Origin of the sequence: Nocardioides caldifontis (genome assembly GCF_008087345.1) — a bacterium.
Lineage (GTDB): Bacteria > Actinomycetota > Actinomycetes > Propionibacteriales > Nocardioidaceae > Marmoricola_A > Marmoricola_A caldifontis.
This window is the reverse complement of sequence record NZ_VHIB01000001.1, coordinates 1,250,946-1,277,618: the sequence shown is the minus strand read 5'-3', so window position 1 is coordinate 1,277,618 and position 26,673 is coordinate 1,250,946. Positions and strand designations below refer to the sequence as shown.

21 protein-coding genes are annotated in these 26,673 nt (G+C 71.2%); 6 read left to right on the top strand and 15 right to left on the bottom strand.

Annotation, left to right across the window (positions count from 1 at the left end; genetic code table 11):
* Window positions 1-303 precede the first annotated feature (303 nt).
* A complete protein-coding gene (locus FIP57_RS14285) occupies window positions 304-3,486 on the top strand; it encodes a hypothetical protein (RefSeq protein WP_148574090.1) in 3,183 nt (1,060 codons plus the stop codon).
* 286 nt (window positions 3,487-3,772) lie between these two features.
* Complete coding sequence (locus FIP57_RS14280; protein WP_148574089.1) at window positions 3,773-5,107, top strand: sulfatase family protein; 1,335 nt, start codon at window positions 3,773-3,775, stop codon at window positions 5,105-5,107.
* Here the strand turns inward: FIP57_RS14280 and FIP57_RS14275 are convergent.
* The 4 genes from FIP57_RS14275 to FIP57_RS14260 are packed head-to-tail and all read right to left on the bottom strand — an operon-like array spanning window position 5,092 to window position 9,658.
* Entirely contained in the window at window positions 5,092-5,427 is a 336-nt protein-coding gene (locus FIP57_RS14275; protein ID WP_148574088.1) for a cupin domain-containing protein, read from the bottom strand. The genes FIP57_RS14280 and FIP57_RS14275 overlap by 16 nt on opposite strands.
* The gene (locus FIP57_RS14270) at window positions 5,424-6,833 is read right to left on the bottom strand and encodes an NAD(P)/FAD-dependent oxidoreductase (RefSeq protein ID WP_148574087.1); all 1,410 of its coding nucleotides are present in this window, start codon (window positions 6,831-6,833) and stop codon (window positions 5,424-5,426) included. Before FIP57_RS14270 ends, FIP57_RS14275 begins: the two co-directional genes overlap by 4 nt.
* Window positions 6,820-8,145: an aspartate aminotransferase family protein gene (locus tag FIP57_RS14265; protein ID WP_148574086.1), complete on the bottom strand. Its 1,326-nt coding sequence runs from the start codon at window positions 8,143-8,145 to the stop codon at window positions 6,820-6,822. Before FIP57_RS14265 ends, FIP57_RS14270 begins: the two co-directional genes overlap by 14 nt.
* 10 nt (window positions 8,146-8,155) lie before the next feature.
* Window positions 8,156-9,658 carry a CoA-acylating methylmalonate-semialdehyde dehydrogenase gene (locus FIP57_RS14260; RefSeq protein WP_148574085.1) on the bottom strand — a complete coding sequence of 501 codons (1,503 nt, stop codon included), beginning with the start codon at window positions 9,656-9,658 and terminating at the stop codon, window positions 8,156-8,158.
* 91 nt (window positions 9,659-9,749) lie between these two features.
* Here FIP57_RS14260 and FIP57_RS14255 point away from each other — a divergent pair, with 91 nt between their 5' ends.
* The 4 genes from FIP57_RS14255 (at window position 9,750) to FIP57_RS14240 (ending at window position 13,964) form a co-directional block, all read left to right on the top strand.
* On the top strand, window positions 9,750-11,327 hold the full coding sequence (locus FIP57_RS14255; protein WP_162529815.1) for a PucR family transcriptional regulator: 1,578 nt from the start codon (window positions 9,750-9,752) through the stop codon (window positions 11,325-11,327).
* 99 nt (window positions 11,328-11,426) lie between these two features.
* Entirely contained in the window at window positions 11,427-11,873 is a 447-nt protein-coding gene (locus tag FIP57_RS14250) for a DUF4870 domain-containing protein (protein WP_148574083.1), read from the top strand.
* A gap of 91 nt (window positions 11,874-11,964) precedes the next feature.
* The gene (locus FIP57_RS14245; RefSeq protein WP_148574082.1) at window positions 11,965-13,599 is read left to right on the top strand and encodes a DNA repair helicase XPB; all 1,635 of its coding nucleotides are present in this window, start codon (window positions 11,965-11,967) and stop codon (window positions 13,597-13,599) included.
* Window positions 13,596-13,964, top strand: coding sequence for a hypothetical protein (locus FIP57_RS14240; protein ID WP_238993462.1), 369 nt, complete (start codon window positions 13,596-13,598; stop codon window positions 13,962-13,964). Before FIP57_RS14245 ends, FIP57_RS14240 begins: the two co-directional genes overlap by 4 nt.
* Before the next feature lie 181 nt (window positions 13,965-14,145).
* Here the strand turns inward: FIP57_RS14240 and FIP57_RS14235 are convergent, their stop codons facing one another.
* The 11 genes from FIP57_RS14235 to FIP57_RS14185 form a co-directional block, all read right to left on the bottom strand.
* On the bottom strand, window positions 14,146-14,979 hold the full coding sequence (locus FIP57_RS14235; RefSeq protein ID WP_148574081.1) for an SRPBCC family protein: 834 nt from the start codon (window positions 14,977-14,979) through the stop codon (window positions 14,146-14,148).
* Between the two features lie 4 nt (window positions 14,980-14,983).
* A complete protein-coding gene (locus FIP57_RS14230; protein ID WP_148574080.1) occupies window positions 14,984-15,838 on the bottom strand; it encodes an FAD binding domain-containing protein in 855 nt (284 codons plus the stop codon).
* On the bottom strand, window positions 15,835-18,351 hold the full coding sequence (locus FIP57_RS14225; protein WP_238993461.1) for a xanthine dehydrogenase family protein molybdopterin-binding subunit: 2,517 nt from the start codon (window positions 18,349-18,351) through the stop codon (window positions 15,835-15,837). The genes FIP57_RS14230 and FIP57_RS14225 overlap by 4 nt, the downstream gene beginning before the upstream one ends.
* Before the next feature lie 2 nt (window positions 18,352-18,353).
* Window positions 18,354-18,833, bottom strand: a complete 480-nt coding sequence (locus tag FIP57_RS14220) for a (2Fe-2S)-binding protein (protein ID WP_148574078.1) — start codon at window positions 18,831-18,833, stop codon at window positions 18,354-18,356.
* An 87-nt stretch (window positions 18,834-18,920) separates the two neighbouring features.
* Window positions 18,921-19,436, bottom strand: a complete 516-nt coding sequence (locus tag FIP57_RS14215) for a flavin reductase family protein (protein WP_148574077.1) — start codon at window positions 19,434-19,436, stop codon at window positions 18,921-18,923.
* Between the two features lie 10 nt (window positions 19,437-19,446).
* On the bottom strand, window positions 19,447-20,604 hold the full coding sequence (locus tag FIP57_RS14210; protein WP_148574076.1) for an XdhC family protein: 1,158 nt from the start codon (window positions 20,602-20,604) through the stop codon (window positions 19,447-19,449).
* Entirely contained in the window at window positions 20,597-21,709 is a 1,113-nt protein-coding gene (locus tag FIP57_RS14205) for a vWA domain-containing protein (RefSeq protein ID WP_148574075.1), read from the bottom strand. Before FIP57_RS14205 ends, FIP57_RS14210 begins: the two co-directional genes overlap by 8 nt.
* Window position 21,710: 1 nt before the next feature.
* Complete coding sequence (locus FIP57_RS14200) at window positions 21,711-22,580, bottom strand: AAA family ATPase (RefSeq protein WP_148574074.1); 870 nt, start codon at window positions 22,578-22,580, stop codon at window positions 21,711-21,713.
* A gap of 9 nt (window positions 22,581-22,589) precedes the next feature.
* Window positions 22,590-23,201, bottom strand: coding sequence for a nucleotidyltransferase family protein (locus FIP57_RS14195; protein ID WP_148574073.1), 612 nt, complete (start codon window positions 23,199-23,201; stop codon window positions 22,590-22,592).
* 19 nt (window positions 23,202-23,220) lie between these two features.
* On the bottom strand, window positions 23,221-23,922 hold the full coding sequence (locus tag FIP57_RS14190; protein WP_238993460.1) for a GntR family transcriptional regulator: 702 nt from the start codon (window positions 23,920-23,922) through the stop codon (window positions 23,221-23,223).
* A 204-nt stretch (window positions 23,923-24,126) separates the two neighbouring features.
* Entirely contained in the window at window positions 24,127-26,670 is a 2,544-nt protein-coding gene (locus FIP57_RS14185; RefSeq protein WP_148574071.1) for an ABC transporter permease, read from the bottom strand.
* Window positions 26,671-26,673: the final 3 nt, after the last annotated feature.

Here is a 26,673-nt window from a genome sequence, read left to right as displayed (position 1 = left end):
CGCGACCCAACACAGCAGTGGAACGTCCGGACAGCGAGGTCCGGAGAATCCTCACGCGCCTACCCCAGCACCCGGCACCCTTCGTCGTTCACGACCATCTCAGCGGGCTTGTCGGTGGATCCGGGCTTAGCGACTTGGCTTGAGTCGGCGCCGGTCACTTGGGCCTGGTTCTCAGAAGAGTTGGGGCTCGAACCCTATGGACTTCAAACTGCCGAGACCTTCTGGCGTGGGTGGTTCGCCCAGACGGCCCCTCCGCTTGAGCCTGAACTCGTCCTGGCGGGCAGAGACTCAAACGTTCGGCAGTTGAGCGAAGCGTTGGCTCGCCCAGGAATCACAACGCTCACTGGACCTTCCCTAGATGAGATTTCTGCGTTCCTGGCGGCGCACGCGGTCGCTGCTGAACGCCGAGGCGAAGGCCAGGTCTTAGTGCGCATGGTCTTTGTCGACGAACTCATCACTTGGCGTCGGCTTGCGGAATCCATGCAGCCTCTCATTCTGATTCCCCGAGATCCGGAGTTCGCGAAGGAACTTCCTCAGGGCTCGCCTCATACCGTTTTGGTACCTGTTGGAGGAGACGACGGCGACATCAATCTGGATCCTCTGGCGAGTGGGGCGGTGGCCGAGTTCTTCAAGGCTGCGGGCGTGGGTGAAGAGGAAGCGAGCGGGCTTGGACAGTTGGCTCGACGCAGCTTGACGGCGCTCAGGCGAAGCCTCGCCACGAAGGCCTCATTGCACCGACCGCCTTGGGTTGAGTCTGTTGATCGCGCGGTCCGAGCGATGCTCCTCGTCGGCCGGTGGGAGGACCTGACAGACGCCGACAAGAACGTGCTCGCCGAGCTCGCTGGCGCCGGCTATGACGCGGTGCGCGAGAGGGCGATGCAACTCGCTCGCGAAGGCGACCCGTTCGTAGCCGCTACCGGATCGACGTGGCACGTGGTTTCGCCCGTCGACGCGTGGCTCCTGCTTCGCTCGTCCGTCAACACTGAGGACCTCGCCAGACTCAAGGATGTCGTCGAGAAGGTCCTCGGTGAGGACGATCCGGCGCTCGATGTGGCTCCGGATGACCGCTGGTGGAAGGCCTCCGTCGAAGGCAAGCGCCGCGTCCACTCAGCCTCGATACGCCAGGGGCTAGCTGAGAGTTTGGCGCTGCTCGGCGCGTACGGCAATCGAGTGACCACGTCAGGCGGGCCTAGTGGTGCGGACTGGGCCGAGTACGCAGTGCGCGACCTTCTCAAGCCTGCGAACGACGACGTCAGTGGTCGACGCTGGACGGTGCTGGCTGATCACCTTCCGCTGTTAGCTGAAGCGGCGCCAGAGGCCGTGCTTGAAGCGTTGAGTGCTGCCATGCGTGGCGATACCCCAATGGCGCGCGAGTTTTTCGCTGACCAAGACGACGGCTTCTTCTCTCCCTCATCGGCGCACACGGAAGTTCTCTGGGCGCTCGAGACGATCGCTTGGTCGACTGACTACTTCGGTCGTGCTGTCGACCTTCTGGCGCGATTCGCCGAGATCGATCCTGGCGGGAGAACCAGCAATCGGCCCGCCGCGTCGCTCGCCGCGATCTTCCGCCCGTGGCACCCCGAGACGGCGGCGCCGATGGCGAGCCGGCTCGCCGTCTACGACGCTCTCCGTAAGCGACACTCGGCGGTGGCATGGTCCCTGGCACTGGAGATGCTGCCGCAATCGCACGGTGTGCACTTCCCGACACGGGCGCCCCGATATCGCGACTGGAAGCCTGCCACGTTGAGAGTCACCCGCAGCGAGTACATCGAGTTCGTCGCCGCAGTTGTAGAGCGTTGCGTGGCCGATGCCGGACCTGATCCGAGCCGCTGGGTTCAGCTGATCCAGACCTATAGCGACCTGTCTCCGGATGACCAGAGGGCGATTCGCTCAGGGTTGGAGGCTCAGATCGACTCCGGGTCGTTCGATGAATCTGACACGAAGCTCTTATGGGATGAACTGCGCGACCTCGTGGGCAAGCACCGCGAGTTCCAAGATGCTCGGTGGGCCCTGCCTGAGGACGAGCTCAATAAGTTGGACGCGTTCATCGATCGCCTCACACCGCAGGGGGCTCGGGCCAATCACGAGTGGCTGTTCCAGTCGTGGGATCCACATGTTGGCGACGCGCGGCGACGCGATGACTTCGAGGCCTACGACGCAGCTGTAGCGGCTGCCCGCGAAGAAGCGATCGCTGCGATCGTCGATGAGGGCGGACTTCCTGAAGTCATTGAACTTGCCCGCGTCGTCGAGGTCTCGCATGCCGTCGGTTGGGCGTTGGCTGGCGCACGTGCGGATTTTGACGAGCCTCTGCTGCCACGGCTGGAATCCGATTCCGCGAAGGAACTCGAACTGGCCACCCAGTACTACGCGCGCAGGTTCCGCGACGCTGGTTGGGACTGGCTAGACAAACTACGCACCAGCCATGCACTGAGTGCTGCGCAACTCGGCAGACTGCTTCTCGCCACCCGCGATTTCCCCAGGGCATGGGAGATTGCCGTCGAAGATGCAAGCGTCGAAACCTTCTTCTGGGAACATTTTTCACCGTTGGGCCTAGGTGCCGATTTCGCATATGTCGAGTTGGTGGCAGGCCGGTTGATCGGCGTCGGACGCAATGCCGCTGCGCTCCACATCCTGAACATCTATCAGCGCAAAGGCCAGGGCGAGGATCATTTGGCGTCTCTCGAGCTTGTGATGGATGCGCTGTCCAATCTCCTCGCTCACCAAGACGATCCAGAGATGGGGGCTCTTCGGTCCTACGACTTCGAAGCTCTGTTTGAGCGATTGGAACGAAGACGGGATGAGATCGACCTGCCTCGTCTCGCGCAGCTTGAGTGGGCGTATCTGAGGGCTCTCGGCCACGATGCGAAGCCTCAGACCCTTATGCAAGAGCTTGCGACCAACCCTGAATTCTTCGTCGAGATGGTCTGCACTGTCTACCGAGCGCACGCCGGCGACGATGAGGAGGGCGCGGACAATGGAATCGAGCTGGAGGCCCGCCAAGCCCTCGCCGGCAATGCGTACGGTCTCCTGTCCGCCTGGAATGTTCCGCCTGGCCTGACGGACGGAGTTCTGGACGCTGAAGAGCTCAAACAGTGGCTCTCGACCGTCCTCCCGCTTCTCGAGGAACGCGATCGCGCTGTCGTCGGGCGCCATCACATCGGCCAGGTGTTGGTTTCGACGCCTCCCGATGCTGATGGTGTCTGGCCTGGGGAAGTCGTGCGTGAACTCTTCGAAGATCTACAAGACGACGAAATCGAGCGCGGGTTTTCGCTTCAGGTCTTCAACCGTCGGGGCGTGACAACACGGGGCCTAGAGGACGGTGGTGTCCTGGAGGCAGAACTCGCCAAGGAGTACCGCGAGCACGCGGCGCGGGTGGCTGACACCGCACCCCGTACCGCAGCGCTGCTGCGCAAGGTCGCGACATCGTACGAAGTGGACGCTCGGCGAGAGGATGAGGACGCTGAGCGGTTTCGGCGTGGCTTGTAGTAGATCCCCAACTGTCTTGCCTCATCTGGTGATTGCCAGCAGTCGTGGGCGTCGCAACTGCACCGCTCGTCGGTTGATCCACGCGCCTGATGGGGTCGACCCTGCTGCGTCAATCTGGGCGGTTTGTCGCGGTAGTTGAGCGAACGACTCATCGACCACCCGAGCCACCTCCTGAGTGCGCCCACCCAAGGCGCGACGACTTGGTGGGCAGGCATGGTCACACCGGCGGCGTTCATGGAATCGTGACGGCGACGGGCAGTCGGAAAGGCACGGGGGTGAATGACGCGTGGCCGAGCCGAACATCGTCCTGATCACCGTCGATGACGCGACGGACACCGATCTCGAGTACATGCCCCGGACGCTCCGCCGCCTCAAGCGCTGGGGCACCGAGTTCCGCAACGGGCTCGCCACGCACCCGCTGTGCGGGCCGGCCAGGGCGCAGCTGATCACCGGGCAGTACGCGCAGGACACGAACGTCTGGGTGAACAAGGGCAGGTTCGGCGGCTACGACAACCTCCCCGACAAGGACAACACCCTCGCCGCCTGGCTCCAGGCGGCGGGCTACCGGACCGGCCTGGCGGGCAAGTTCATGAACGGCTACTCCCAGGAGTTCCCCGTGCCGGCCGGCTGGGACCGGTGGCGGGTCACCGCCCCCGGGGCCTACAAGGCCTTCGGCTTCACCGTCGTCCGCGAGGACGGCAGCAGCGACAGGATCACCGACCGGTACACCGCGGACTGGGTCGCGGACCGGGCGATCGCCTTCGCCAGGGCAGCGGACCCGCGCCCGTTCTTCATGTGGGCGTCCTTCGTCGCCCCGCACAACATGCTCGTCAACGGCCGGTGGAAGGCGCCCGTACCGGCACCGCGGCACGCGAACCTGTTCCCCGACGAGGAGGCTCCGTCCACGCGGAAGCCGTCTTTCAACGAGACCGACCTGACCGACAAGCCCGACTACCTCGAAGAACGGTGGGAGGACAACGTCAAGGAACGCCAGTCCTACAACGCCCTCTTCCGGGCTCGCATCCGGAGCCTGCAGGCGGTCGACGAGGGCATCGCCCGGATGCTCGACAGCGTGAGCCCTCAGGTCCGTCGCAACACGCTCTGGATCCTGACCTCGGACAACGGCTTCCTGCTCGGGGAGCACCGCATGCAAGGGAAGAACTTCCCCTACGAGGAGTCGCTCCACGTCCCGCTGATCCTGCGCTGGCAGGCCGGCGGCATCCCCACCGGCGTCACCACCGACCGCGTCGGCAGGCTGATCGACATCCCGGCCACGATCCTCGACGCGGCGGGCGCCACAGCCGGACGCCCCCAGGCGGGGCAGAGCCTGCTGCCGATCGCCAAGGGGCCGACCGACGACCTGGGCGAGGCGGTCTTGATCCAGGGCGGGTCGTTCTTCCACGACGGCCCCTGGGCGTTCCAGGGCGTTCGCAAGGGCAGGTGGAAGTACGTCGAGCACTGGCAGGGGCAGAGGGAGCTCTACGACCTGACCAACGACCCGTTCGAGCTCGCCAACCTGGCCGGCCGGAGACCCGCCAGGGAGGCCGAGCTCAAGGCGGACCTCGACAGGCTCAGTGCGACGGCACAGACCAGCGCCGGACCGGCTCAGCCGCTGATGTAGACCTTCCGCAAGGTCGACCGGACCTCCCACTCGGTCCGCTCCCCCGCGTTCAGCCGGACGACCATCCCCGGCCGCAGCTCAAGAACCTCGTCCGACGACAGGAACCGCACCGTCGCCTCCCCCGCCAGGACCACGAAGACCTCGTCGACCTCGGTGTCCCGCACGGTCCCCGCCGACAGCTCCCAGATCCCCACGGACGCACCGCCCACGGCGGCCAGCGAAGCGAGGCCGGCAAGAGGAGAGCCGGTCACCACCTCGCCGGCGTCGTACGGCTCCAACGGCAGCGAGAGCGCATCGGCGGCCAGCACGCGGTCGGTCATGAGTCGAACCCCAGTCCGGCGCGGTCCAGGGCCCGCAGCCACAGGTTGCGGCGACCACCCCGGTGGTCGGCCTGGTCGAGGGAGCGCTTGGTCAGCGCGACGCCCACCGACGCCACGGGCTCCGGCGGGAACGGCAGCGGCTTGCGGCGCACCATCTCCAGCCGCGTCCGCTCGGTGTCCGCGCCGTCGAGCAGGTCCAGCACGACGTCGGCCGCGAACCGCGTCGCGCCGACGCCCAGCCCGGTGAACCCGGCGGTGTGCGCAACGCGCCCACCGTGCGCGAGCCCCCAGAACGCCGAGAACCGCGTCGAGGTGTCGATCGCGCCCGCCCACCGGTGGCTGATCCCGATCCCCTCGAGCTGCGGGAAGGTCGTGAGCAGGTGGGACACCAGCCGGCGGTACGTCTCCGGCCGGTGCTCGTGATCGGCGGCCACCCGGCGCCCGGCGTACACCGCGTCGTAGCCGCCGAACAGGATCCGGTCGTCCGGCGTCAGCCGGTAGTAGTGGAACTGGTTGGCGAGGTCCGCGATCCCCTGCCGGTTCTCCCAGCCGAGCGACGCCCGCTGCGACGGCGAGAGCCGCTCGGTCACGACCGCGTAGTCGTAGACCGGCACGGTGAACGGCCGGAACCGCCGCACCAGCGCGGGGAACACGTTCGTGCCCAGCGCCACCTGGGCCGCGTCCACCGATCCCGAACCCGTCCGCACGGTCACCGGGCCGCTGCGTCCCGACGACAGCCCGGTCACGTGGCTGTCCTCGAAGATCTCGACGCCGAGCGACAGCGCGAGCCGCGCCAGCTCCTGCACCATCTTGGCGGGGTGGATCATCACGGTGTGGCGGGACCAGAGCCCGGCGAGGTACGTCGGGCTGGCCACCTCGGCCTGCACCGCCTCACGATCGAGGAAGGTCCCGTCCGCCTCACGCAGCCAGTCGACCTGGTGCGGCTCGACGGCCACCTCCAGCTCACCGGTCTCCTCGAGGTCGACCGCGAGCCCGTGCTCCTGCACGGTCTTCACGATCCCGTCGAGGTTCTCCTGGCCTAGCCGCTCGAGGTCGTCGTACTCCGACTCCCACCGCGACCGGCCATTGTCCTCGCCGTGGGTGATCGACGCGTCGCAGAACCCGCCGTTGCGCCCCGACGCGGCCCAGCCGAGCCGGCGCGACTCCAGCAGCACCACGCTCCGGCCGGGGTCGCGCTGCTTGGCGCGGACCGCGGTCCAGAGTCCGGCGTACCCGCCGCCGACGACGCAGAGGTCAACCCGCGTGTCACCGACCAGCGGCGCGTGGCGCGCCGGCACCACGTCGTCGATCCAGAAGCAGGCGTCCCTCGCGTCGCGCAGCGCTGCGTCCACGAGCCGCGAGGGCGGCGCCTGCCTCTCGAAGACGGTCGGCTCAGCCCTCCGCATGGGCGTCGCCCACGGACAGGGCGGCGTCGAGCACGGCGAGCCCCTCGCGCACCTCGTCCGCGCTGGTGTTGCACGGCGGCACCACGTGGAGCCGGTTGTAGTTCGCGAACGGCAGCATGCCGCCCTTCTTGCAAGCCGCGATGACCTCGTTCATCGCCGGGCTGCTCCCGCCGTACGGCGCCAGCGGCTCCTTGGTCTCCCGGTTCTTGACCAGCTCGACCGCCCAGAAGGCGCCGACCCCGCGGACGTCACCGACGCAGGCGTGCTTCTCCTTGAGCTCGCGCAGCGCGGGGCCGAGCACGTCCTCGCCCAGCTTGGCGGCGTGCTCGACGATCCCCTCGTCGCGCATCGTCTCGACCGTCGCCACCGCGGCGGCGCAGGCGAGCGGGTGGCCGGAGTAGGTAAGCCCGCCCGGGTACACCCGCTGCGCGAACGTGTCGTAGACCTTGTCGGAGACGATCACGCCGCCGAGCGGGACGTAGCCCGAGGTGATCCCCTTCGCGAACGTCACCAGGTCGGGCGTGACGCCGTAGTGGTCGAGCGCGAGCCACTTGCCGGCGCGGCCGAACCCGGCCATCACCTCGTCGAGGATGAACACGATGCCGTGCTCGTCGCAGATCTCCCGCACCCCGGCGAGGTAGCCCGCCGGCGGCGGCATGATCCCCGCGGTGCCCGGAATTGTCTCGAGCACAATTGCGGCGACCGTCGAAGGTCCCTCCATCTCCACCGTGCGGCGGAGGTGGGTCAGGGCGCGCTCGCACTCCTCCTGCTCGGTGGTCGCGTCGAACTCCGAGCGGTAGAGGAACGGGCCGAAGAACTTCGCGGTCCCGGCCGAGCCGTAGTCCGACGCCCAGCGCCGCGGGTCACCGGTGACGTTGATCGAGGTGTTGCTGCCGCCGTGGTAGCTGCGGTACTGCGACAGCACCTTGATCCGGCCGGTGTGCAGCCGCGCCATCCGTACGGCGTGCTCGATCGCCTCCGCACCGCCGTTGGTGAAGAACACGTGCTCCAGCCCGGCCGGCGACACCTCGGCGATGAGCCGGGCCGCCTCCGAACGGGCGTCGTTCGCGTGCTGCGGCGCGATCGTGCAGAGCTTCGCGGCCTGGTCCTGGATCGCCTTGACCACCCGCGGGTGCTGGTGCCCGATGTTGGTGAACACCAGCTGGGAGGAGAAGTCCAGGTAGCTGTTGCCCTGGTCGTCCCAGATCCGGCTCCCCTCGGCCCGCTCGACCACCATCGGGTCGAGCGTGGCCTGGGCGGACCAGGAGTGGAAGACGTGCTTGCGGTCGAGCTCGTAGGCGCGGCTGGTCATCGTCTGCCTCTCACTTGTTCTGCGGGAAGGCGAGCTCCAGGCCGCCGGTGGGCTTCACGGCCGGGTCGCTCCAACGGGACGTCACGACCTTGCCACGGGTGAAGAAGTGCACGCCCTCGACCCCGTGCGCGTGGCTGTCGCCGAAGAGCGAGTTCTTCCAGCCACCGAAGGAGTAGTACGCCATCGGCACCGGGATCGGCACGTTGATGCCGATCATCCCGACCTCGACGTCGAGCTCGAACTTGCGGGCCGCACCACCGTTGGCGGTGAACAGCGCGACGCCGTTGCCGTAGGGGTTGGAGTTGATCAGCTCGACGGCCTCGTCGTAGGTGTCCACGCGGACGACGCTGAGCACCGGGCCGAAGATCTCCTCGGTGTAGACCGACATCTCGGGCTTCACGTGGTCGAACAGCGTGGGGCCGAGCCAGAACCCGTCCTGCTCGCCGTCCGGCTGCACCTCACGGCCGTCGACGACGACCTTGGCGCCGGCCGACTCACCCTCCTCGACGTACGACGCCACCTTGTCGCGGTGCGCCTTGGTGACCAGCGGGCCCATGTCGGAACCACGGGTGCCGTCGCCGGTGCGCAGCGTGCGGGTGCGGTCGGCGACCTTGGCGACGAGGTCGTCACCGATCGGGCCGACGGCCACGAGCACCGAGATCGCCATGCACCGCTCGCCGGCGGAGCCGTAGCCCGCGCTGACGGCCTGGTCGGCGGCGAGGTCGAGATCGGCGTCGGGGAGGACCACCATGTGGTTCTTCGCCCCGCCGAGGGCCTGGACGCGCTTGCCGTTGCTGCTGGAGCGCTCGTAGACGTAGCGCGCGATCGGGGTCGAGCCGACGAAGCTGATCGCCTTCACGTCCGGGTGGTCGATGAGCGCGTCGACGGCCTCCTTGTCGCCCTGGAGGACGTTGAAGACGCCGTCGGGGAGACCGGCCTCCTTCCAGAGCTCGGCCATCCAGATCGAGGCGCTCGGGTCCTTCTCGCTCGGCTTGAGGACCACGGTGTTGCCGGCGGCGATCGCGACCGGGAAGAACCACATCGGGACCATCGCCGGGAAGTTGAACGGGCTGATGATGCCGACCACGCCCAGCGGCTGGCGCTTGGAGTGCACGTCGACGCCGGTCGAGACCTGCTCCGAGTAGCCGCCCTTCAGCAGGTGCGGGATGCCGCAGGCGAACTCGACGACCTCCTGGCCGCGGCTCACCTCACCGAGGGCGTCGGAGAGCACCTTGCCGTGCTCGGCGGTGATGAGCGCGGCCAGCTCCTCCTTGCGCTCGTTGAGCAGCTCGCGGAACCGGAAGACGACCTGGGTGCGCGCGGCGACGGAGGTCCGCGCCCAGGCGCGGGCGGCGGCCGAGGCCGAGCCGATCACCCGCTGGGCGTCCTCGGCGCCGGCGAAGGCGACCTGGCCGGTGACCTGGCCGGTCGCGGGGTTGGTGACGTCGCCGGTGCGTCCGCTGCTGCCTTCGAAGCGGGCGCCGTCGGCCCAGTGCGTGATGAGGGTGGTCATGGGCCCCACCCTGCCCGGTCGCTCTTGAGAGAGCCAGTGACGATCTGTCTCCATGACGGTCGCGACGGCGACGATGTGTCACCCTGGGTGCGTGCGCCCCACCCTCCGGACCGTCCTCACCTCCGCGGCCATGCGCCCCGGCCGCCCGGAGGTGCTCACCGGAGGCGGCCGGCTGGACGCCCCGGTCCGCTGGGTGCACGTCGGCGAGGTGCGCGAGCTGGCCGCGCTGCTCCGCGGCGGCGAGCTGATCCTGTCGACCGGACTCGCGATGCGCGGCACGCCCGAGGCGGCGGTGGAGTACGTCGCGGAGCTGGTGTCCGCCGGGGCTGCCGGGCTCGTGGTCGAGCTCGGGCCGGACTTCCCGGCGGTGCCCGACGGAGTGGTCCGGGCCGCCCGGGACGCCGACTTCCCGATCGTCGTGCTGCACGAGCGGATCCGGTTCGTCGAGGTCACCGAGGAGGTGCACCGGGCGATCGTCGCCGAGCAGCTCGAGCACGTCGAGTTCTCCCGCGAGGTGCACGAGACCTTCACCCGGCTCAGCCTGGAGTCCGCCGACGCGGAGGCGATCGTGCGCACGACCGCCGAGCTCGCCGGCTCCTCGGTCGTCCTCGAGGACCTCGGCCGGCACGTGCTCGCCTTCGCCGCGCTCGGCCGCCCCGCCGCCGGGCTGCTCGCCGACTGGGAGCGCCGGTCCCGCAGCACTCCCCTGGCCGAGCACACCGGGCTCACCGGCCCCGAGGGGTGGCTCACCGCCCCGGTCGGGCTCCCCGGCAGCCGCTGGGGCCGGCTCGTCGTCCCGAACCCGCAGCTCGACCAGCTCCGGCTCACGATGCTCGTCGAGCGGGCGGCCCAGGCGCTGGTCCTCGGCCGGATGGTCGAGCGCGACCGGCTCGGCCTCTCCCTGCGTGCCCAGGGCGGGCTGCTCTCCGAGCTCGCCGAGGGGCGGCTCGACGAGGAGACCGCCGACGCCCGGGCACGCGCGCTCGGGATCACCCCCGCCCCTTCGTACGTCGCGGTGGTGGCGCGCCCCCTCGGCCCCACCGACGACCTCGGGGGGCTGCTCGAACGGCTCTCCTCCGCCGTCGACGGGGCGTCCCTCTCCGGGCTGGTCGGGCCGCTGACCGGGACGGAGGCCGGGGTGCTGCTCGCCGTACCGGCGCGGAGGGGTGAGCCCCGGGTCCTCGACGCGCTCGCCGGCCGCCTCCCCGAGGAGCTCGCGGTGCTCGGCGTCGGCCCCGCGGCCGCCACCGTGGCCGCGGCCGGCGCAGGGCTCCGCCAGGCCCGGCACGTCGCCGAGACGGCGGCCGCGCTCCCGCCGTCGTCCCGCCGCCCGTACCACCGGGTCTCGGACCTGCGGCTGCACGGCCTCGTCGCGCTCCTCCAGGACGACCCGCGGATGCAGGCGTTCGTCGAGGCCGAGCTCGCGCCGCTGCTCGAGCACGAGGCGGCCCGCGGCGACGGCTCGCTCGAGCTGCTGCGGCAGTACGTCGCGGCCGGAGGCAACAAGACCCGGCTGGCGGCCGCATCGCACCGCAGCCGGGCGTCGGTCTACAAGCGGCTCGAACGGCTCGAGCGGGTGCTCGGCGTCGACCTCGACGACCCGGTGTCGCTGATGTCGCTCGGCGTCGCGGTCATCGCCTACGACCACGGCAGACGGGCCGGGTCCTGACTTCGCGGGACCTTGGCCGCTGGTCGTGTATCAGCCCGTTCTCGCGCCGCTCCTCCGCCGATAGCCTGCCTCACCGCATTCATCACACCAGGAGCAACCGTGAGCTACGAGAACCCCACCGGACCCCAGCAGGGCTACCCGCAGGGCGCGCCCCAGCCGGGCTACCAGCAGCAGGGGTACCCGCCGCCGACCCAGCCGCAGTGGCCGGGCCAGCCCGCGCAGATGGACGCCGCCCAGGAGCGCACCTGGGGCGCCGCTTCCCACTGGAGCACGATCCTGCTGGGCTTCCTCGGGCCGCTGCTGATCATGCTTCTCAAGGGCAACGAGTCGCCGTTCGTCCGCCGCCAGGCCGCCGAGGCGCTGAACTTCCAGATCACGCTGATCGTCGGTTACATCGTGTCGTTCGTGCTGATGTTCGTGCTGATCGGCTTCCTCACCTTCTTCGCCCTCTGGGCCGCCGGCATCGCCTTCGCGATCGTCGGCGCGGTGAAGGCCAACTCCGGCCAGGACTACCGCTACCCGGTCGCCATCCGGATGGTGAGCTGACCGACCGTCGAGACCGCCGCCTCCGCCACCCCGGAGCGGCGGTCTCGCTGCGTCTCCGGGGTCGTTGAGCGGCCTCCGTAGGATCGAGCGGGTGAACGACGGCCCGCTCATCGTCCAGTCGGACAAGACGCTCCTGCTCGAGGTCGACCACGAGAAGGCCGTCGACTGCCGCAAGGCGATCGCGCCCTTCGCCGAGCTCGAGCGCTCCCCCGAGCACATCCACACCTACCGGCTCACGCCCCTCGGGCTCTGGAACGCCCGGGCCGCCGGCCACGACGCCGAGCAGGTCGTCGACACGCTGCTCAGCTACTCCCGCTACGCGGTCCCGCACTCGCTGCTGATCGACATCGCCGAGACCATGGACCGCTACGGGCGGCTCCGGCTCGAGAAGCACCCGACCCACGGGCTGGTGCTCGCCAGCACCGACCGCGCGGTGTTCGAGGAGGTGCTCCGCGCCAAGAAGGTCCAAGGGATGCTCGGCGCCCGCATCGACGACCTCACCATCGCCGTGCACCCCTCCGAGCGCGGCAACCTCAAGCAGGCGCTGCTGAAGCTGGGCTGGCCGGCCGAGGACTACGCCGGCTACGTCGACGGCGAGGCGCACGCCATCGACCTGCACGAGGACGGCTGGCAGCTCCGCGGCTACCAGCGTGAGGCCGTCGACTCCTTCTGGCACGGCGGCTCCGGGGTCGTCGTGCTCCCCTGCGGCGCGGGCAAGACGCTCGTCGGCGCGGCCGCGATGGCCACCGCGAAGGCGACCACACTCATTCTTGTCACGAACACTGTTTCTGCGCGTCAGTGGCGGGCCGAGCTGCTGAAGCGGACGTCGCTGACCGAGGACGAGATCGGTGAGTACTCCGGTGCGGTCAAGGAGGTCAGGCCGGTCACCATCGCGACGTACCAGGTGCTGACGACGCGCCGGAAGGGCGTCTACTCCCACCTCGAGCTGCTCGACGCGCGCGACTGGGGGCTGATCGTCTACGACGAGGTGCACCTGCTGCCTGCGCCGATCTTCCGGATGACCGCCGACCTCCAGGCGCGCCGCCGGATCGGGCTCACCGCCACGCTGGTGCGCGAGGACGGCCGCGAGGGCGACGTGTTCTCGCTGATCGGCCCCAAGCGGTACGACGCCCCCTGGAAGGACATCGAGTCGCAGGGGTGGATCGCGCCGGCGGAGTGCATCGAGGTCCGGGTGACCCTGCCCGAGGGCGAGCGGCTGGCGTACGCGACCTCCGAGCCCGAGGAGCGCTACCGGCTCGCCGCCTGCACCGGGTCGAAGACGCGGCTGGTGGAGTCGCTCGTCGCCCGGCACCCCGACGAGCCGACCCTGGTGATCGGGCAGTACCTCGACCAGCTCGACGAGATCGGTGCCGCCCTCGACGCCCCCGTCATCAAGGGCGACACCCCGGTGAAGGAGAGGGAACGGCTCTTCGAGGCGTTCCGGCACGGAGAGGAGAGGCTGCTCGTCGTGTCCAAGGTGGCGAACTTCTCGGTCGACCTGCCGTCGGCCAGCGTCGCGATCCAGGTGTCGGGTTCCTTCGGCTCCCGGCAGGAGGAGGCCCAGCGGCTCGGGCGGCTGCTGCGCCCCAAGGAGGACGGCAAGTCCGCGCGGTTCTACACGATCGTCACCCGCGACACCGTCGACGCCGAGTTCGCCCAGCACCGGCAGCGGTTCCTGGCGGAGCAGGGCTACGCCTACGAGATCAAGGACGCCGCGGACCTGTGAACGGCGAGGACGAGGTGATGCGGGCCCGGGCCCTCGTGCTCCATGACCTGGAGGCGACCGGGATCGCCGACCCGACCGTGGTCTCGCTCCTCGAGGAGGCGGTCGCCTCCCGGCGGTGGTGGGTCACCCAGTGGGCCAAGGGCACCGAGTACGTCGCCGGGCTGGTCGCCCAGGACGTGCAGGACGAGCTCCTGGAGGCCCGTGGCCGGTGGCCGCTGTGCCCCAAGTGCGACGACGCCACCCACGCGCTCTACATCCACCCCGAGATCGGCGGCCCCGACCCGGTGTGGATCTGCGAGACCAGCGGCACGGTCGTCGCACCCCTCGGGGCGCTGGCCCCGACCACACCCCCGCCCACCCCCTGACCCGTCCCCCGCCGAGCCGTCGCATCTTCACGCCCGACCGGGGTCGAGCCGTCGCATCTTCACGCGCCGGCTCGGCGCCTCACTCGGGCAGGAAGCGCCGGCGGCGCCCCTCACCGCGTGAAGATGCGACGACTCGGCACCGGAATCGCGTGAAGATGCGACGGCTCGGCGGGGAAAGGACTCAGGAACGGCGGCGGCGGAGCAGCCAGACCAGGACCAGCAGCCCGAGGGCCGCCAGCCCGACCGGCTTGCCGTAGCTCCGGAGCAGGACCGGCAAGACCGTCGCACCGAGGTCGATCGCGTCGTCCGACGAACGCGCAGCGTCCGGGGGAGACGACGACCGGGCCCCGGCCGCACCTGCCGCGGCACCCGAGGTGACCGACGAGCGAGAGCCCGCGCCGCCTGCCGTCGGCGGCGGGGTCGCCGAGGCGACCTCCGGCTCCTCCAGCACCGGCGGGTCCGCCGCGAGGGGCGGCTCACCGGACGACGGCGGGTCCGCCACGAGGGGCGGCTCGACGGATCCGGAACCACCGACCGCTGCGGCCGCCTCGGCCGTGACGTCCGAGGAGGAGCCACCCACCTTCGACTCAAGGCAGTCGACGAACTGGCCCAGCAGCTTGTCGGAGACGTCCTGCATGACCCCACGACCGAACTGCGCCGGCTTCCCCGTGACCTGCAGGTCGGTGACGACCTCCACCCGCGTGGACGAGTCGCCCTCCGGGACGAACGTCGCGGTCACCTTCGCCCCGGCGGTGCCGTTGCCCCGCTTGTCCTTGCCCTTGGCGTCGAGCACCATCCGGCCGGCGTCCTCGTCGCGCTCGATGAAGGTGCCCTGGCCGGAGTACTGCAGCGCGATCGGCCCGAGCTTCACCTTCACCGTGCCCTTGAACGAGTCCTCCTCGACCGACGTGACGGTCGCGCCGGGGAAGCACTCGGCCACGGAACCGATGTCCTGGAAGGTGGCCCAGGCGGTCGCCTTGTCGACGGGGACGGTGAACGAGTGGGTGAGCTCCATCCCGTCATCCTCCCGCGGCGGCCAAGACCGCGCGACGGGTGAGGACGGGAACGATGCTGCGGCGGTACTCCGCGTCGCCGTTGAGGTCGCTCGGCGGGTCGGTGCCCTCGGCGGCGGACGCCGCGGCCGTGCGTACGGCGTCCTCGGTGGCCTGCTGCCCGACCAGCGCCTTCTCGACCGACGTGGCGCGGAGCGGACGGTCGCCCATGTTGGTGAGCCCGATCCTGGCCTCCTGGATCGTCCCGCCCTCGGCCTTGACGGTCGCCGCGACGGCGACGATCGACCACTGGTGGGAGACCCGCACGAACTTCTCGTAGTGCGCGCCCCAACCGGTGTGCTTCGGGAACCGGATCGAGGTGAGCAGCTCGTCCTCGCCGACCGCGGTCTCGAAGAGCCCCTGGAAGAACTCGTCCGCCGGGACGGTCCGCGACCCCGACGACCCGGTGATCTCGAACTGCGCGCCGAGCGCGAGCGCCGTCGCCCCGACGTCGCCGGCCGGGTCGGCGTGCGCCAGCGCCCCGCCGAGCGTGCCGCGGTGGCGGATCTGCGGGTCGGCGATCGTCTCGACCGCCTTCACCAGCAGCAGCAGGTGCTCGTGCACGGAGGCGTCGTCGAGGATCGACTGGTAGGTCGTCATCGCCCCGATCACCAGCGCGTCCCCGTCGTCGCGCACCCCGCGCAGCGACTCGATCTTCGACAGGTCCACGACGAGGCTCGGCGCGTTGAGCCGCATCCTCAGCACCGGCAGCAGGCTCTGCCCGCCAGCGATCACCTTGGCGTCGTCACCGGCCGACGCGAGCGCGGAGAGCGCCTCCTCGACGGTCGCCGGCGCCGCGTAGTCGAACTGAGCGGGAATCACTGCTGGCCTCCTTCCGAGCCGGTGCTGCCTGGGTCGGCGTTCTCCTCCGCACCGGGCGAGAAGTGCGCCTGGCCGGACGCGTCGCGCGGGGCGTCCCCGCCGAGCGCGCTCGCGTCGCGTGCCGTCGCGTCCCCGGTGCCCGCGCCGGCCCGGATCGCCTTGTAGACCCGCTCCGGCGTGCACGGCATCACGATGTCGTCGACCCCGAGGTGGCGCACCGCGTCGACGATGGCGTTGACCACCGCCGGCGTCGAGGCGATGGTGCCGGCCTCGCCGACCCCCTTCGTCCCGAGCGAGGTGTACGTCGCCGGGGTGGTCGTGTGGTCGGTCTGGAAGCTGATCGTGTCGGCCGCCGTCGGGAGCGTGTAGTCGACGAACGACGCGGTCACGAGGGTCCCGGAGTCGTCGTACACCGCCTCCTCCCAGAGCGCCTGCGCGATGCCCTGCACCAGGCCGCCGTGGACCTGACCCTCGACGATCATCGGGTTGATGATCTCGCCGATGTCGTCGACGCAGACGTACTTCCGCATCGTCGTCGCGCCGGTCTCGGTGTCGACCTCCATCGCGCACAGGTGGGTGCCGTGCGGGAAGGAGAAATTGTCAGGGTCGTAAGTAGCCGACCCGTCGATCGACGGCTCGGCACCGTCGGGCAGGTCGTGGGCGTGGAAGGCCGCCATCGCGACCTCCTGGATCGTCAGCCCCTTGTCGGTGCCGCGGACCTCGAGCCGGCCGGAGCGGAACTCCAGGTCGTCCTCGGAGGCCTCGAGCATGTGGGCGGCGATCTTCTTCGCCTTCTCGATCACCTTGTCCGCCGCACGGACGACCGCCTCGGCGCCGACGACCAGCGACCGCGAGCCGTAGGTGTCCATGCCACGGTGGGAGATCTGGGTGTCGCCGTGGAGCACCTCGACGTCCTCGAACGGCACGCCCAGCTTGTCGGCCACGATCTGCGACCACGCCGTCTCGTGGCCCTGTCCGTGCGGCGAGGTCCCGGTGATCACCTCGACCTTCCCGGTGGCCAGCATCCGGATGTCGGCGTGCTCCCAGCCACCCGCGGCGTAGTTGAGCTGGCCGAGGATCCGCGACGGCGCGAGGCCGCACATCTCGGTGAACGTCGAGACGCCGATCCCGAGCTGCACCGCGTCGTTGCTCTCGCGCCGCCGGCGCTGCTCCTCGCGCAGCTCGTCGTAGCCGAAGAGCTCCATGGCCTTCGCGGTGGCGGCCTCGTAGTTGCCCGAGTCGTAGGTCATCCCGGCCACCGTGGTGAACGGGAACTCCTCGTGCTTGATCCAGTTCTTCTCCCGGATCTCGATCGGGTCGACGTCGAGCTCGGCGGCGAGCTCCGTCATCAGCCGCTCGATGGCGTACGTCGCCTCCGGTCGGCCGGCCCCCCGGTAGGCGTCCACCCAGGTCTTGTTCGTGTAGTAGTTGTGGGTGGTGAACCGGTAGGAGTCGAACTTGTAGATCGAGTTGAACATCCACGCGCCGAGCACCGGCACGCCGCCACCGACGAGCGCCGCGTAGGAGCCGAGGTCGGCGAGCAGCTCGACCTTGAGCCCGGTGACCCGTCCGTCCTTGGTGGCTGCCAAGGTCAGCCGCTGCACCTGGTCGCGGCCGTGGTGGCCGGAGACCAGCGACTCCGAGCGGGTCTCGGTGTACTTCACCGGCCGGCCGAGCCGCCGCGCGGCGAGGAACACGATCCACTCCTCCGGCGTGATCTGCAGCTTGCCGCCGAAGCCACCGCCGACGTCGGGCGCGATGACCCGGATCTTCGACTCCGGCACCCCGGTCGTCGCGGCGAGCGCGAACCGCACGATGTGCGGGACCTGCGTGGCCGACCAGAGCGTGATCTGCTCGCCGGTCGGGTCGCAGACGAAGGAGCGGGGCTCCATGAAGGCCGGGATCAGCCGCTGCTGGCGGTACTCCCGCTCGATGACGACGCCGTTGCGGCGGGCCTCCTCGATCGCCTCGTCGACGTCCCCGCCGCTGCCCTGCTGGGCCGAGTCGAGCACCCAGGTGGCGGACTTGTTGGTGCCGAGGTCCGGGTGGGCGTGGACGGTGTCCTGCTCGGCCTCCTCGAGGGTCAGGACGGCCGGGAGCTCGTCGTACTCCACGTCGACGAGCTCGGCCGCGTCCCGCGCCTCGGCGGCGGAGCGGGCGACCACGACCGCGACGACCTCGCCGGCGAAGGTCACCCGGTCGACGGCGATCGGCGGGTGGTCGGGGGTCTTCTGGTCGGGGGTCACCGGCCACGCGGTGATCAGCCCGCCCTGCTCGCCGGCGACCTGGGCGCCGGTGAGGACGGCGACGACGTTGGGCGCCTGCTCGGCCTCGGCGGTGTCGATCGCGACGATGCGGGCGTGCGCGAACGGGCTGCGCACCATCGCGACGTGGAGCATCCCGGGGAGCTGGATGTTGTCGGTCCAGCGGGTGCGACCGGTGATGAGCCGCTGGTCCTCCTTGCGCCGCCGGGCGGCGCCGATCTCGCGCTTCTCGGTGGTCGGCTCGGTCACGGTCACTGCTGGGCCCCCTCGAGGTCGCTCCCGGCCGCCTTCTGCACGGCCTTGACGATGTTGTGGTAGCCGGTGCACCGGCAGAGGTTCCCCTCGAGCCCGTGGCGGATGCCCTCCTCGCTCGGGCTCGGGTTCTCGTTGAGCAGGTCGATCGCCTGCATGATCATCCCGGGCGTGCAGTAGCCGCACTGGAGCGCGTGGCACTCGCGGAACGCCTCCTGCACCGGGTGGAGCTCCTCGCCGGAGGAGATCCCCTCGATCGTGGTCACCTCGTGGCCGTCGGCCTGGACGGCGAGGACGTTGCAGGACTTCACGCTGCGGCCGTCGAGGTGGACGGTGCAGGCGCCGCAGTTGCTGGTGTCGCAGCCGACGACCGTGCCGACCTTGCCCAGCCGTTCGCGGAGGTAGTGGACCAGGAGCATCCGCGGTTCGACGTCGTCGGAGTACGACGCCCCGTCGACCTTGACGCTGATCCGTGCCATGCAGACCTCCTGGGGATCGGGACCGGGATGCCGATCCTGGCCTGAGAAGGTTGGCGTGACAAGGGTCACTCGACTCTTAGGGGAGCCTCACCCGGCTCCCGGCGCCCGCCGGTAGCGGCCCCTCCGGTGGAACAGCGGGTCGTCGTCCGCGCCGACCTCGACGTGGTCGAGCCTGAGCCTCACCTCGCGCGACCAGCCGACCTCGCGCGCGTCCTCCAGCACCAGCCCCGCCCAGGTCGTCGCGGTCGCGAGCCGTGGCCCCCACGCCGTCTCCTCGAACGGCGCATGCCGGAACGCGCCGCCCGGCGCCGGGGCGAGCCCGGCGAAGACCTCGGCCAGGTCGCGGTGCTGCCAGGAGAGCAGCTGCAGCACCGCGCGCCCGGTCTCCTCGACGGCATCGGCGAGGTCCGAGTCGGGGTCGACCAGCGCCAGGACGTACGCCGGCTCGCCGGCCGCGACCACCAGGCTCGTGACCGTCAGCCCGGCCCGTTCGTGCTCCGCGCCGCTGGTCAGCAGGGTGACCGCACCTCCGAGCCGGCCGCGGAGCTGGCGCACCGGGTCGTCCTCGGGGTTGCGGAACGGGTGCTCGGCGTGGATGGTCACGGACGCCCGCTCACAGGGACTCGACCGGCAGCCCGGCCGGCACCTCCACCTCGTGGTGGATCCGGCCGTCCCGTGCGGCCAGCCGCTCGCCGCTCCCGCCCCACCGGGTGGCGACGATCTCGGCGGCGATGCTGACCGCGGTCTCCTCCGGCGTCCGGGCCCCGAGGTCGAGCCCGATCGGCGACGACAGCCGGGCGAGCTCGGCGTCGGTCAGCCCGGCCTCGCGGAGTCGGGCCATCCGGTCGTCGTGCGTGCGCCGGGACCCCATCGCCCCGACGTAGGCGACCTCCGGGAGGCGGAGCGCCACCTCGAGCAGCGGCACGTCGAACTTCGGGTCGTGGGTCAGCACGCACAGCACCGTGCGCCCGTCGATGCGCCCCGCCTCGGCCTCGGCCTGCAGGTAGCGGTGCGGCCACTCGACGACCACCTCGTCCGCGGACGGGAACCGGCTCGCGGTCGCGAACACCGGGCGCGCGTCGCAGACGGTCACGTTGTAGCCGAGGAACCCGCCGAGCCGGGACACCGCGGCGGCGAAGTCGATCGCGCCGAAGACGATCATCCGCGGCGGCGGCGCGAACCCCCACACGAAGACCCGCATCCCCTCGCCGCGCCGCTCGCCCTCGGGGCCGTAGGTGAGCACCCCGCTGTGGCCGGCCGCGAGCATCCCGAACGCGTCGTCGCAGACCGCGGCGTCGACCCGCTCGCTGCCCAGCGACCCGACGGCCTGCTCCCCGGGGCGCAGCACCATCCGGCGCCCGACCATCGCGGCGTCCGGGTGGTCGACGACGGTCACGACGGCCACCGGGCGGTCGTTCTCCAGGTCCTCGGCGATCGCGCCGAGCTCGGGGAACGTCGTCGGGTCGACCCGCTCGACGTACACGTCGAGGATCCCGCCGCAGGTCAGCCCGACCTCGAACGCCGTGTCGTCGCTGACGCCGTAGCGGTGCAGCCGCGGCCGCCCGTCGGCGACCACCTCCTGCGCCAGCTCGTAGACCGCGCCCTCGACGCAGCCGCCCGACACCGACCCCACCGCGGAGCCGTCAGGGCCGACGAGCATCGACGCCCCCGGCGGCCGCGGCGCGGACCGGAAGGTCGCGACCACGGTCCCCATCCCCACGGGCTCACCGGCCCGCCACCACCGCACCAACGGCTCCAGCACCTCACGCATCACCGATCACCCTCACCAGCTGCTCGAACGCGGCCATCGAGTGGCCCGCCACGAACTCGTCGACGTGCGGCAACGCGGCCGCCATCCCCACCTGCACCGGCTGGTAGCCGGCGATGCCCTTGTGCGGGTTCGCCCACACCACCTTGTGCGCGAGCCGGCGCAGCCGCGCCATCTGCTCGCCCAGCAGCGCCGCGTCGCCGCGCTCCCAGCCGTCGCTCATCAGCACCACGACCGCACCGCGCGCCATCCCGCGCTGACCCCAGCGGTCGAGGAACACCTTCAGCGCCTCGCCGAGCCGCGTCCCGCCGGACCAGTCCGGCACGGTCGCACCCGCCGCCATCAGCGCCCGCTCGGGGTCGCGGTGGCGCAGCGCCTCGGTCAGCCGGGTCACCCGGGTTCCGACGGTGAACACCTCGGTCCTCGCCGGCTCCGCGGTCACGATCCGGTGGCCGAGCCGGAGCAGCGCGTCGGCGTACGAGCTCATCGAGCCGGACACGTCGATCAGCAGCACCGTGCGCCGCGGCCGCGTCGAGCGGCGGCGGAACCGGATCTCGACCGGCTCGCCGAGCTGGGCCAGGCTGCGGCGCAGGGTGGCGTGCGGGTCGACGCTGCCGCGGTTCGCCGGGCGGCGGCGGTACGACGTGCGGGTCGGCGTGGTGGGCCGGAGCGAGGCGAACATCCGCGCCAGCCGGGCCCGTTCGGCGGCGTCGAGCTGGGCCACGTCGCGGTGGCGGAGCACCTCCACGTCGCTGGCCACCGCGTGCAGCGCGTCGTCCTCACCGTCGCCCCCACCCGCGCCGCCGTCGTCGTCGAGCGGTGCCTGGAGGACGTGCTGCGGCGGCTGCTGCCGCCGCTCGGTCAGCGGCGGCTCGGCCTCCTCGAACCAGGCGCAGAACACCCGGTCGTAGGGGGCGAAGTCGTCGGGGCCGCGGCAGAGCGTGGCGCGCCCGGCCCAGTACGTCGCCCGGCGGTCGTCGAGCCCCACGACGGCCACCGCGTCGGCGTACGCGCGGGCGCGGTCGGCGGTCACCGCGAGCCCGGCCGCCCGCAGCGCGCGGGTGAACCCGAGGAGCAGCTCGTCGGCGGCGGGGGCGGTCCTGGCCATCTCAGCCCGCCAGCAGCCGGTCGAGGGCGGCCCGTACCCGCTCGACGTCCTCGCGGTGCTTGACCGCCGCGCCCAGGGTGCGGGCCGCGGACTCGACGTCGAGCTCGCGGGCGCCGAGCCGGTGCAGGGCCCGCGCCCAGTCGAGCGTCTCGGCGACGCCGGGCTCCTTGACCAGGTCGGCGTCGCGCAGCCGGTGGACCAGCGCGGCGACCTGGTGGGCGAGCCGCTCGGGCACCTCGGGTGCGCGCGCCCGGAGGATCGCCAGCTCCCGCTCGAGGGAGGGGTGGTCGATCCAGTGGTACAGGCACCGCCGCTTCAGCGCGTCGTGGAGCTCGCGGGTGCGGTTCGAGGTGAGCACCACCAGCGGCGGCGTCTCCGCCACGACCGTCCCCAGCTCCGGGACCGAGACCTGGTGGGTGGAGAGCACCTCGAGCAGGAACGCCTCGAACTCGTCGTCGGCGCGGTCGATCTCGTCGACCAGCAGCACCGCCGGGCTCTCCCGCAGCGCCCGCAGCACCGGACGCGCGAGCAGGAACCGCTCGGAGAACAGCCCCTGCTCGACCTCCTCCAGGTCGCTGTCGCCGGCCACCGACTCGACGGCCCGGAGGTGGAGGATCTGGCGCGGGAAGTCCCAGTCGTAGAGCGCCTGCGAGGCGTCGATCCCCTCGTAGCACTGGAGCCTCACCAACGGCAGCCCCAGCGCCTCCGCCAGCGCCTCGGCGAGCGCGGTCTTGCCGGTCCCCGGCTCGCCCTCCAGGAGCAGCGGCCGGTCGAGCTCGAGCGCCAGGAAGGCGACCGTGGCGAGGGCGTCGTCGCACAGGTAGCCGGTGCGGGCGAGGGAGGCGGCGAGCTCCTGCGGTGAGGCGGTCACGCGACCAGGCTAGGCCGGATCCGGTGGAACCGGTCGCCGCAGCTGCTCGGGCCGGTCGACGTCCTCGCCGGTGGCCAGGTCGTCGCAGGGCACCGCCACCACCTCGCCGGCGTGGTCGGCGAGGTAGCGGCGCGCCCCCGCGTCGCCCTCAAGCGTCTCCCGGAGGGCCGGCCAGTGCGTGCGCCCGATGAGGACCGGGTGGCCCGGCCGTCCGGCGTACGTCGCGCGGAGCAGGGCGGACTCGCGGCTCCCCGCGGCACGCCACTCCCCGAGCACCCGAGCCATCACCGGTGCGCCGACGTCGGGCAGGTCGACGAGGGTGACCAGAGCCGCGGTCGCCCGCGAGCCCGCCAGCGCCTCGAGCCCCCGGCGCATGGAGGCGCCCATCCCGGTCGCCCAGTCCTGGGCGACCACCACCTCCACGTCGTACGCGCGGAGCAGCGCGGTGGCCTCCTCGGCAGCCGCGCCGACCACCACCGTGACGGAGGCGCACCCGGCCTCCCTCAGCCGCTCGACCACGGTGCCGGCCAGCGGTCGACCGTCCTCGTCGGTGAGCAGCGCCTTGGGACGGCCCATCCGGCGGCCCGCCCCGGCGGCGAGCAGCAGCCCCGCCGCGGTCACGGCGCCACCACGCGGGCGGTCACGCGCGCGGCTGCGGGATCCGGGTCAGCGGCACCCACATCGTGAACCGGTCGGCGCGGTAGGTGGACCGGGACACCTCCACCGGCCGCTTGTCGCTGAAGGTCCGGCGCGCCACCCGCAGCACGGGGTGGCCGACAGCCACCCCGAGGAGCTTCGCCTCCTGCTCGCCGGCGACCCCCGCGTCGACGGAGTCCTCGCCCCAGGTCGGCTCGAGGTCGCGTCTCTCCAGCTCGGCGTAGAGCGACTCCGGGAGCGCCTCGAGCAGCCCGGGGACCAGCTCGGAGGCGCAGTAGACGTCCTGCACGCACATCGGGGCGCTGTCGGCGAACCGGAGCCGCTGCCAGTGCACGACCGGCTCGCCGAGGTTGATGTCGAGGGCGCGCGCCACGCCGGGGCCGGCCGCCTCGAGCCGGGCCAGCAGGGTGCGGGAGGTGGGGGTCATCCCCCGGCGGCCCATCTCCTCGGTGAACCCTTGGAGCCGCGGGACCTGGTCGACCCGGTGGTGGGCGACGAACGTGCCCCGCCCCGGGATGCGCTCGAGGAGCCCCTCGGCGACGAGCGCGTCGAGGGCCTGGCGGACGGTCATCCGGGCGACGCCGAACTGCTGGACCAGCTCACGCTCGGAGGGCGCAGGCGTGCCCGGCTCGGCGCCTCCGATCAGCTCGCGGACGTACTCACGCACCTGCACGTGCTTGTGCACACCGCGCGATCTCGGACGCGCTCCTACGGCGGCCTCACCCATCGCGTGTCCCCTGTCCGTGGTCCCCCTATGACCGGTCACCTTAGACCGATCGAAGACCGTCATACATGGGCGCTTCGCGCCAGGTGGGCGCCGTACGTCCCGTCCTGCACAGGCCCTCCGTCACCCCCTGACCGGGCCAGGGCGGGCGGTGGCCCGTCCGGGCTACTCGGCGGTGATGGCGCGCAGCACGTCGAGCCGGGCGGCCCGGCGGGCGGGGAAGACGGCCGCGAGCACCCCCAGCACCGCGGCCCCGACCACGAACGCGACCAGTGCGGCCCACGGGACGACGAGCTCGGTGAGCCCCTCGTCCTCGAGGGTGGAGATCAGCGAGACGCCGAAGACCACCCCGATGAGCACCCCGAGCAGGGCGCCGAACACCGCGATCACCATCGACTCGAGCCGGATCATGGTGCGCAGCTGCGTCCGGCTGACCCCGATGGCCCGGAGCAGCCCTACCTCGCGGGTCCGCTCGATCACCGAGAGCGCCAGCGTGTTGACCACCCCGAGGAGCGCGATGAGCACCGAGAGGGCCAGCAGCCCGTAGATCAGGTAGAGGAACTGGTTGATCTGCCCCTTCTGCTCGTCGGCGAACTCCTGCGGGTCCTTCAGGGTCACGGTGGGCAGCGACTCGGTGATGGCGTCGACGCCCTCGCGGAGCTCCGCGGTGGTCGCGCCCTCGGCCTTGGTCACGAACACCATCGAGTCGAGGGGCTTGAGCCCGCCCTTCTCGAGGGTCTCCTGGGTGACCACCCACTCCACCGGCAGGGACGCGCCGGCGTCGGTGATCCCGGCGATCTGGACGTCGACGTCGCCGCCCTGGAACTTCAGCGTGACGGTGTCGCCGATCCCGAGGTCCCGGTCCTCGGCGACCTGCGAGGAGACGAGCGCCTTGTCGCGGGTGAGCTCGGCGAGCGAGCCGGCTTCCATCGGCACCCGCATCACCGAGGCGAACGCGGTCGGGTCGACCGCCCCCATCCAGGCGCTGCCGCCGCCCTCGAGCTCGGGGTTGGCGTAGCGCAACGAGGCCACGGTGTCGACCGAGTCGAGCTCCGCGATCTGCCGGGCGATGTCGGGCGAGAACGGCTGCCCGACCGCGTTGCTGACGATGTACTCCGAGGTCAGCGACTCCTCGATCGCCTTGTCGGTGCTCGCCGACGCCGAGCTGCCGAGGATCGACATCATCGCCATCAGCGCCAGCCCGATCATCAACGCGCTGGCGGTGGCCGCGGTGCGCCGGGGGTTGCGCAGGGAGTTCTCCGTGGCGAGCTGGCCGACGGTGCCGAACGGCCGGAAGAGCACCCCGAAGGCGCGCACCACGGGCCGGCCGACCAACGGCGACAGCAGCGCGGCACCGATGAGCACGGCCAGGGCCCCGCCCCCGAGCAGGAGGAGGACCTCGCCGCCGAGCTCGAGCAGCCCCGCGGCGATGCTGGCGGCGCCGACGGCGACCAGCAGCGCCCCGACGAGCATCCGCACCCGCAGCGAGGCCTCCGGCATCGCGACGTCGTCACGGAGCGCCTGGACCGGCGCGACGCGGGCGGCCCGGCGGGCCGGGAGGTAGGCGGCGACGACGGTGACGAGGATGCCGACCGCGTAGGAGACCACGATCGTCGTCCAGGTCACCGGGAACTCCGCCCCGGCGAGGTCGAGCCCGAAGGTGCCGAACAGGGCCTTGAGCCCCAGCGCGAGCAGGTAGCCGCCGACCAGCCCCAGCGTCGAGCCGATGATCCCGACGCCCACGGCCTCGAGGAGGACCGAGCGGTTCACCTGGCGCCGCGACGCCCCGAGGGCCCGCAGCAGCGCGAGCTCACGGCTCCGCTGGGCGACCAGGATCGAGAAGGTGTTGATGATCAGGAAGGTGCCGACGACCAGCGACACCGCGGCGAACACCAGCAGGAACGTGTTGAGGAACCCCATGACCTCGTCGATCGTCGCCTGGTTCTCCTCCACCGACTCGTCACCGGTCTTCGCCACGACGCCCTCGGGCAGGAGCGGCTGGACCGCGTCGGCGAGCTCCTGCTGGGAGACACCCTCGGCGGCGTTGAGCGAGATCGCGTTGTAGACGTCCTCGCCGCCGAAGAACCGGTCCTGCATGAACTCGAGGTCCATCAGGGTCAGCGTCGCGCCGTTGAGCCCGCCGGCGCCGAACTGGACGATCCCGGTCAGCTCGGCCTCCATCGTGGGAGGCGAGCCGGGGGTGACCAGAGGGACGGTGTCGCCGACCTCGTAGCCGGCCTTCTCCGCGGTGTCCTCGTCGAGCGCGACCTCGTCGGGGCCGTCGGGCAGCTCGCCCTCGGCGACCGTGATGATCTTCTTGCCGGTGATCGCGGTCGCGTCGGTGGGGTTGAACCCCAGCCCGGGGGCACCGTTGCCGCCCACCACCTTGTCGTCCTCGCCGATGACGAACACCGACATGAGGTTGGTGGTCGGGTGGACCGAGCCCACCTCCGGGAGCTGCTCGAGCTCGTCGGCGACGGAGGCCGGCATCACCCGCGCGTCCTCCTGCGACTCGAAGGTGTTCGCGCCCTCGTAGGCGATCTCGACGTCGGCGGTCGAGCCCTCGATGATGTCGTCGAAGGCGCCGCCCATCGCGCCGGTGAAGATCAGCGAGCCGGCGACGAACGCCACGCCCAGCACGATCGCGAAGGCGCTGAGCAGCAGCCGCACCTTGCGGGCGACCAGGTTGCGCCAGGTGACCCTCAGCATCGC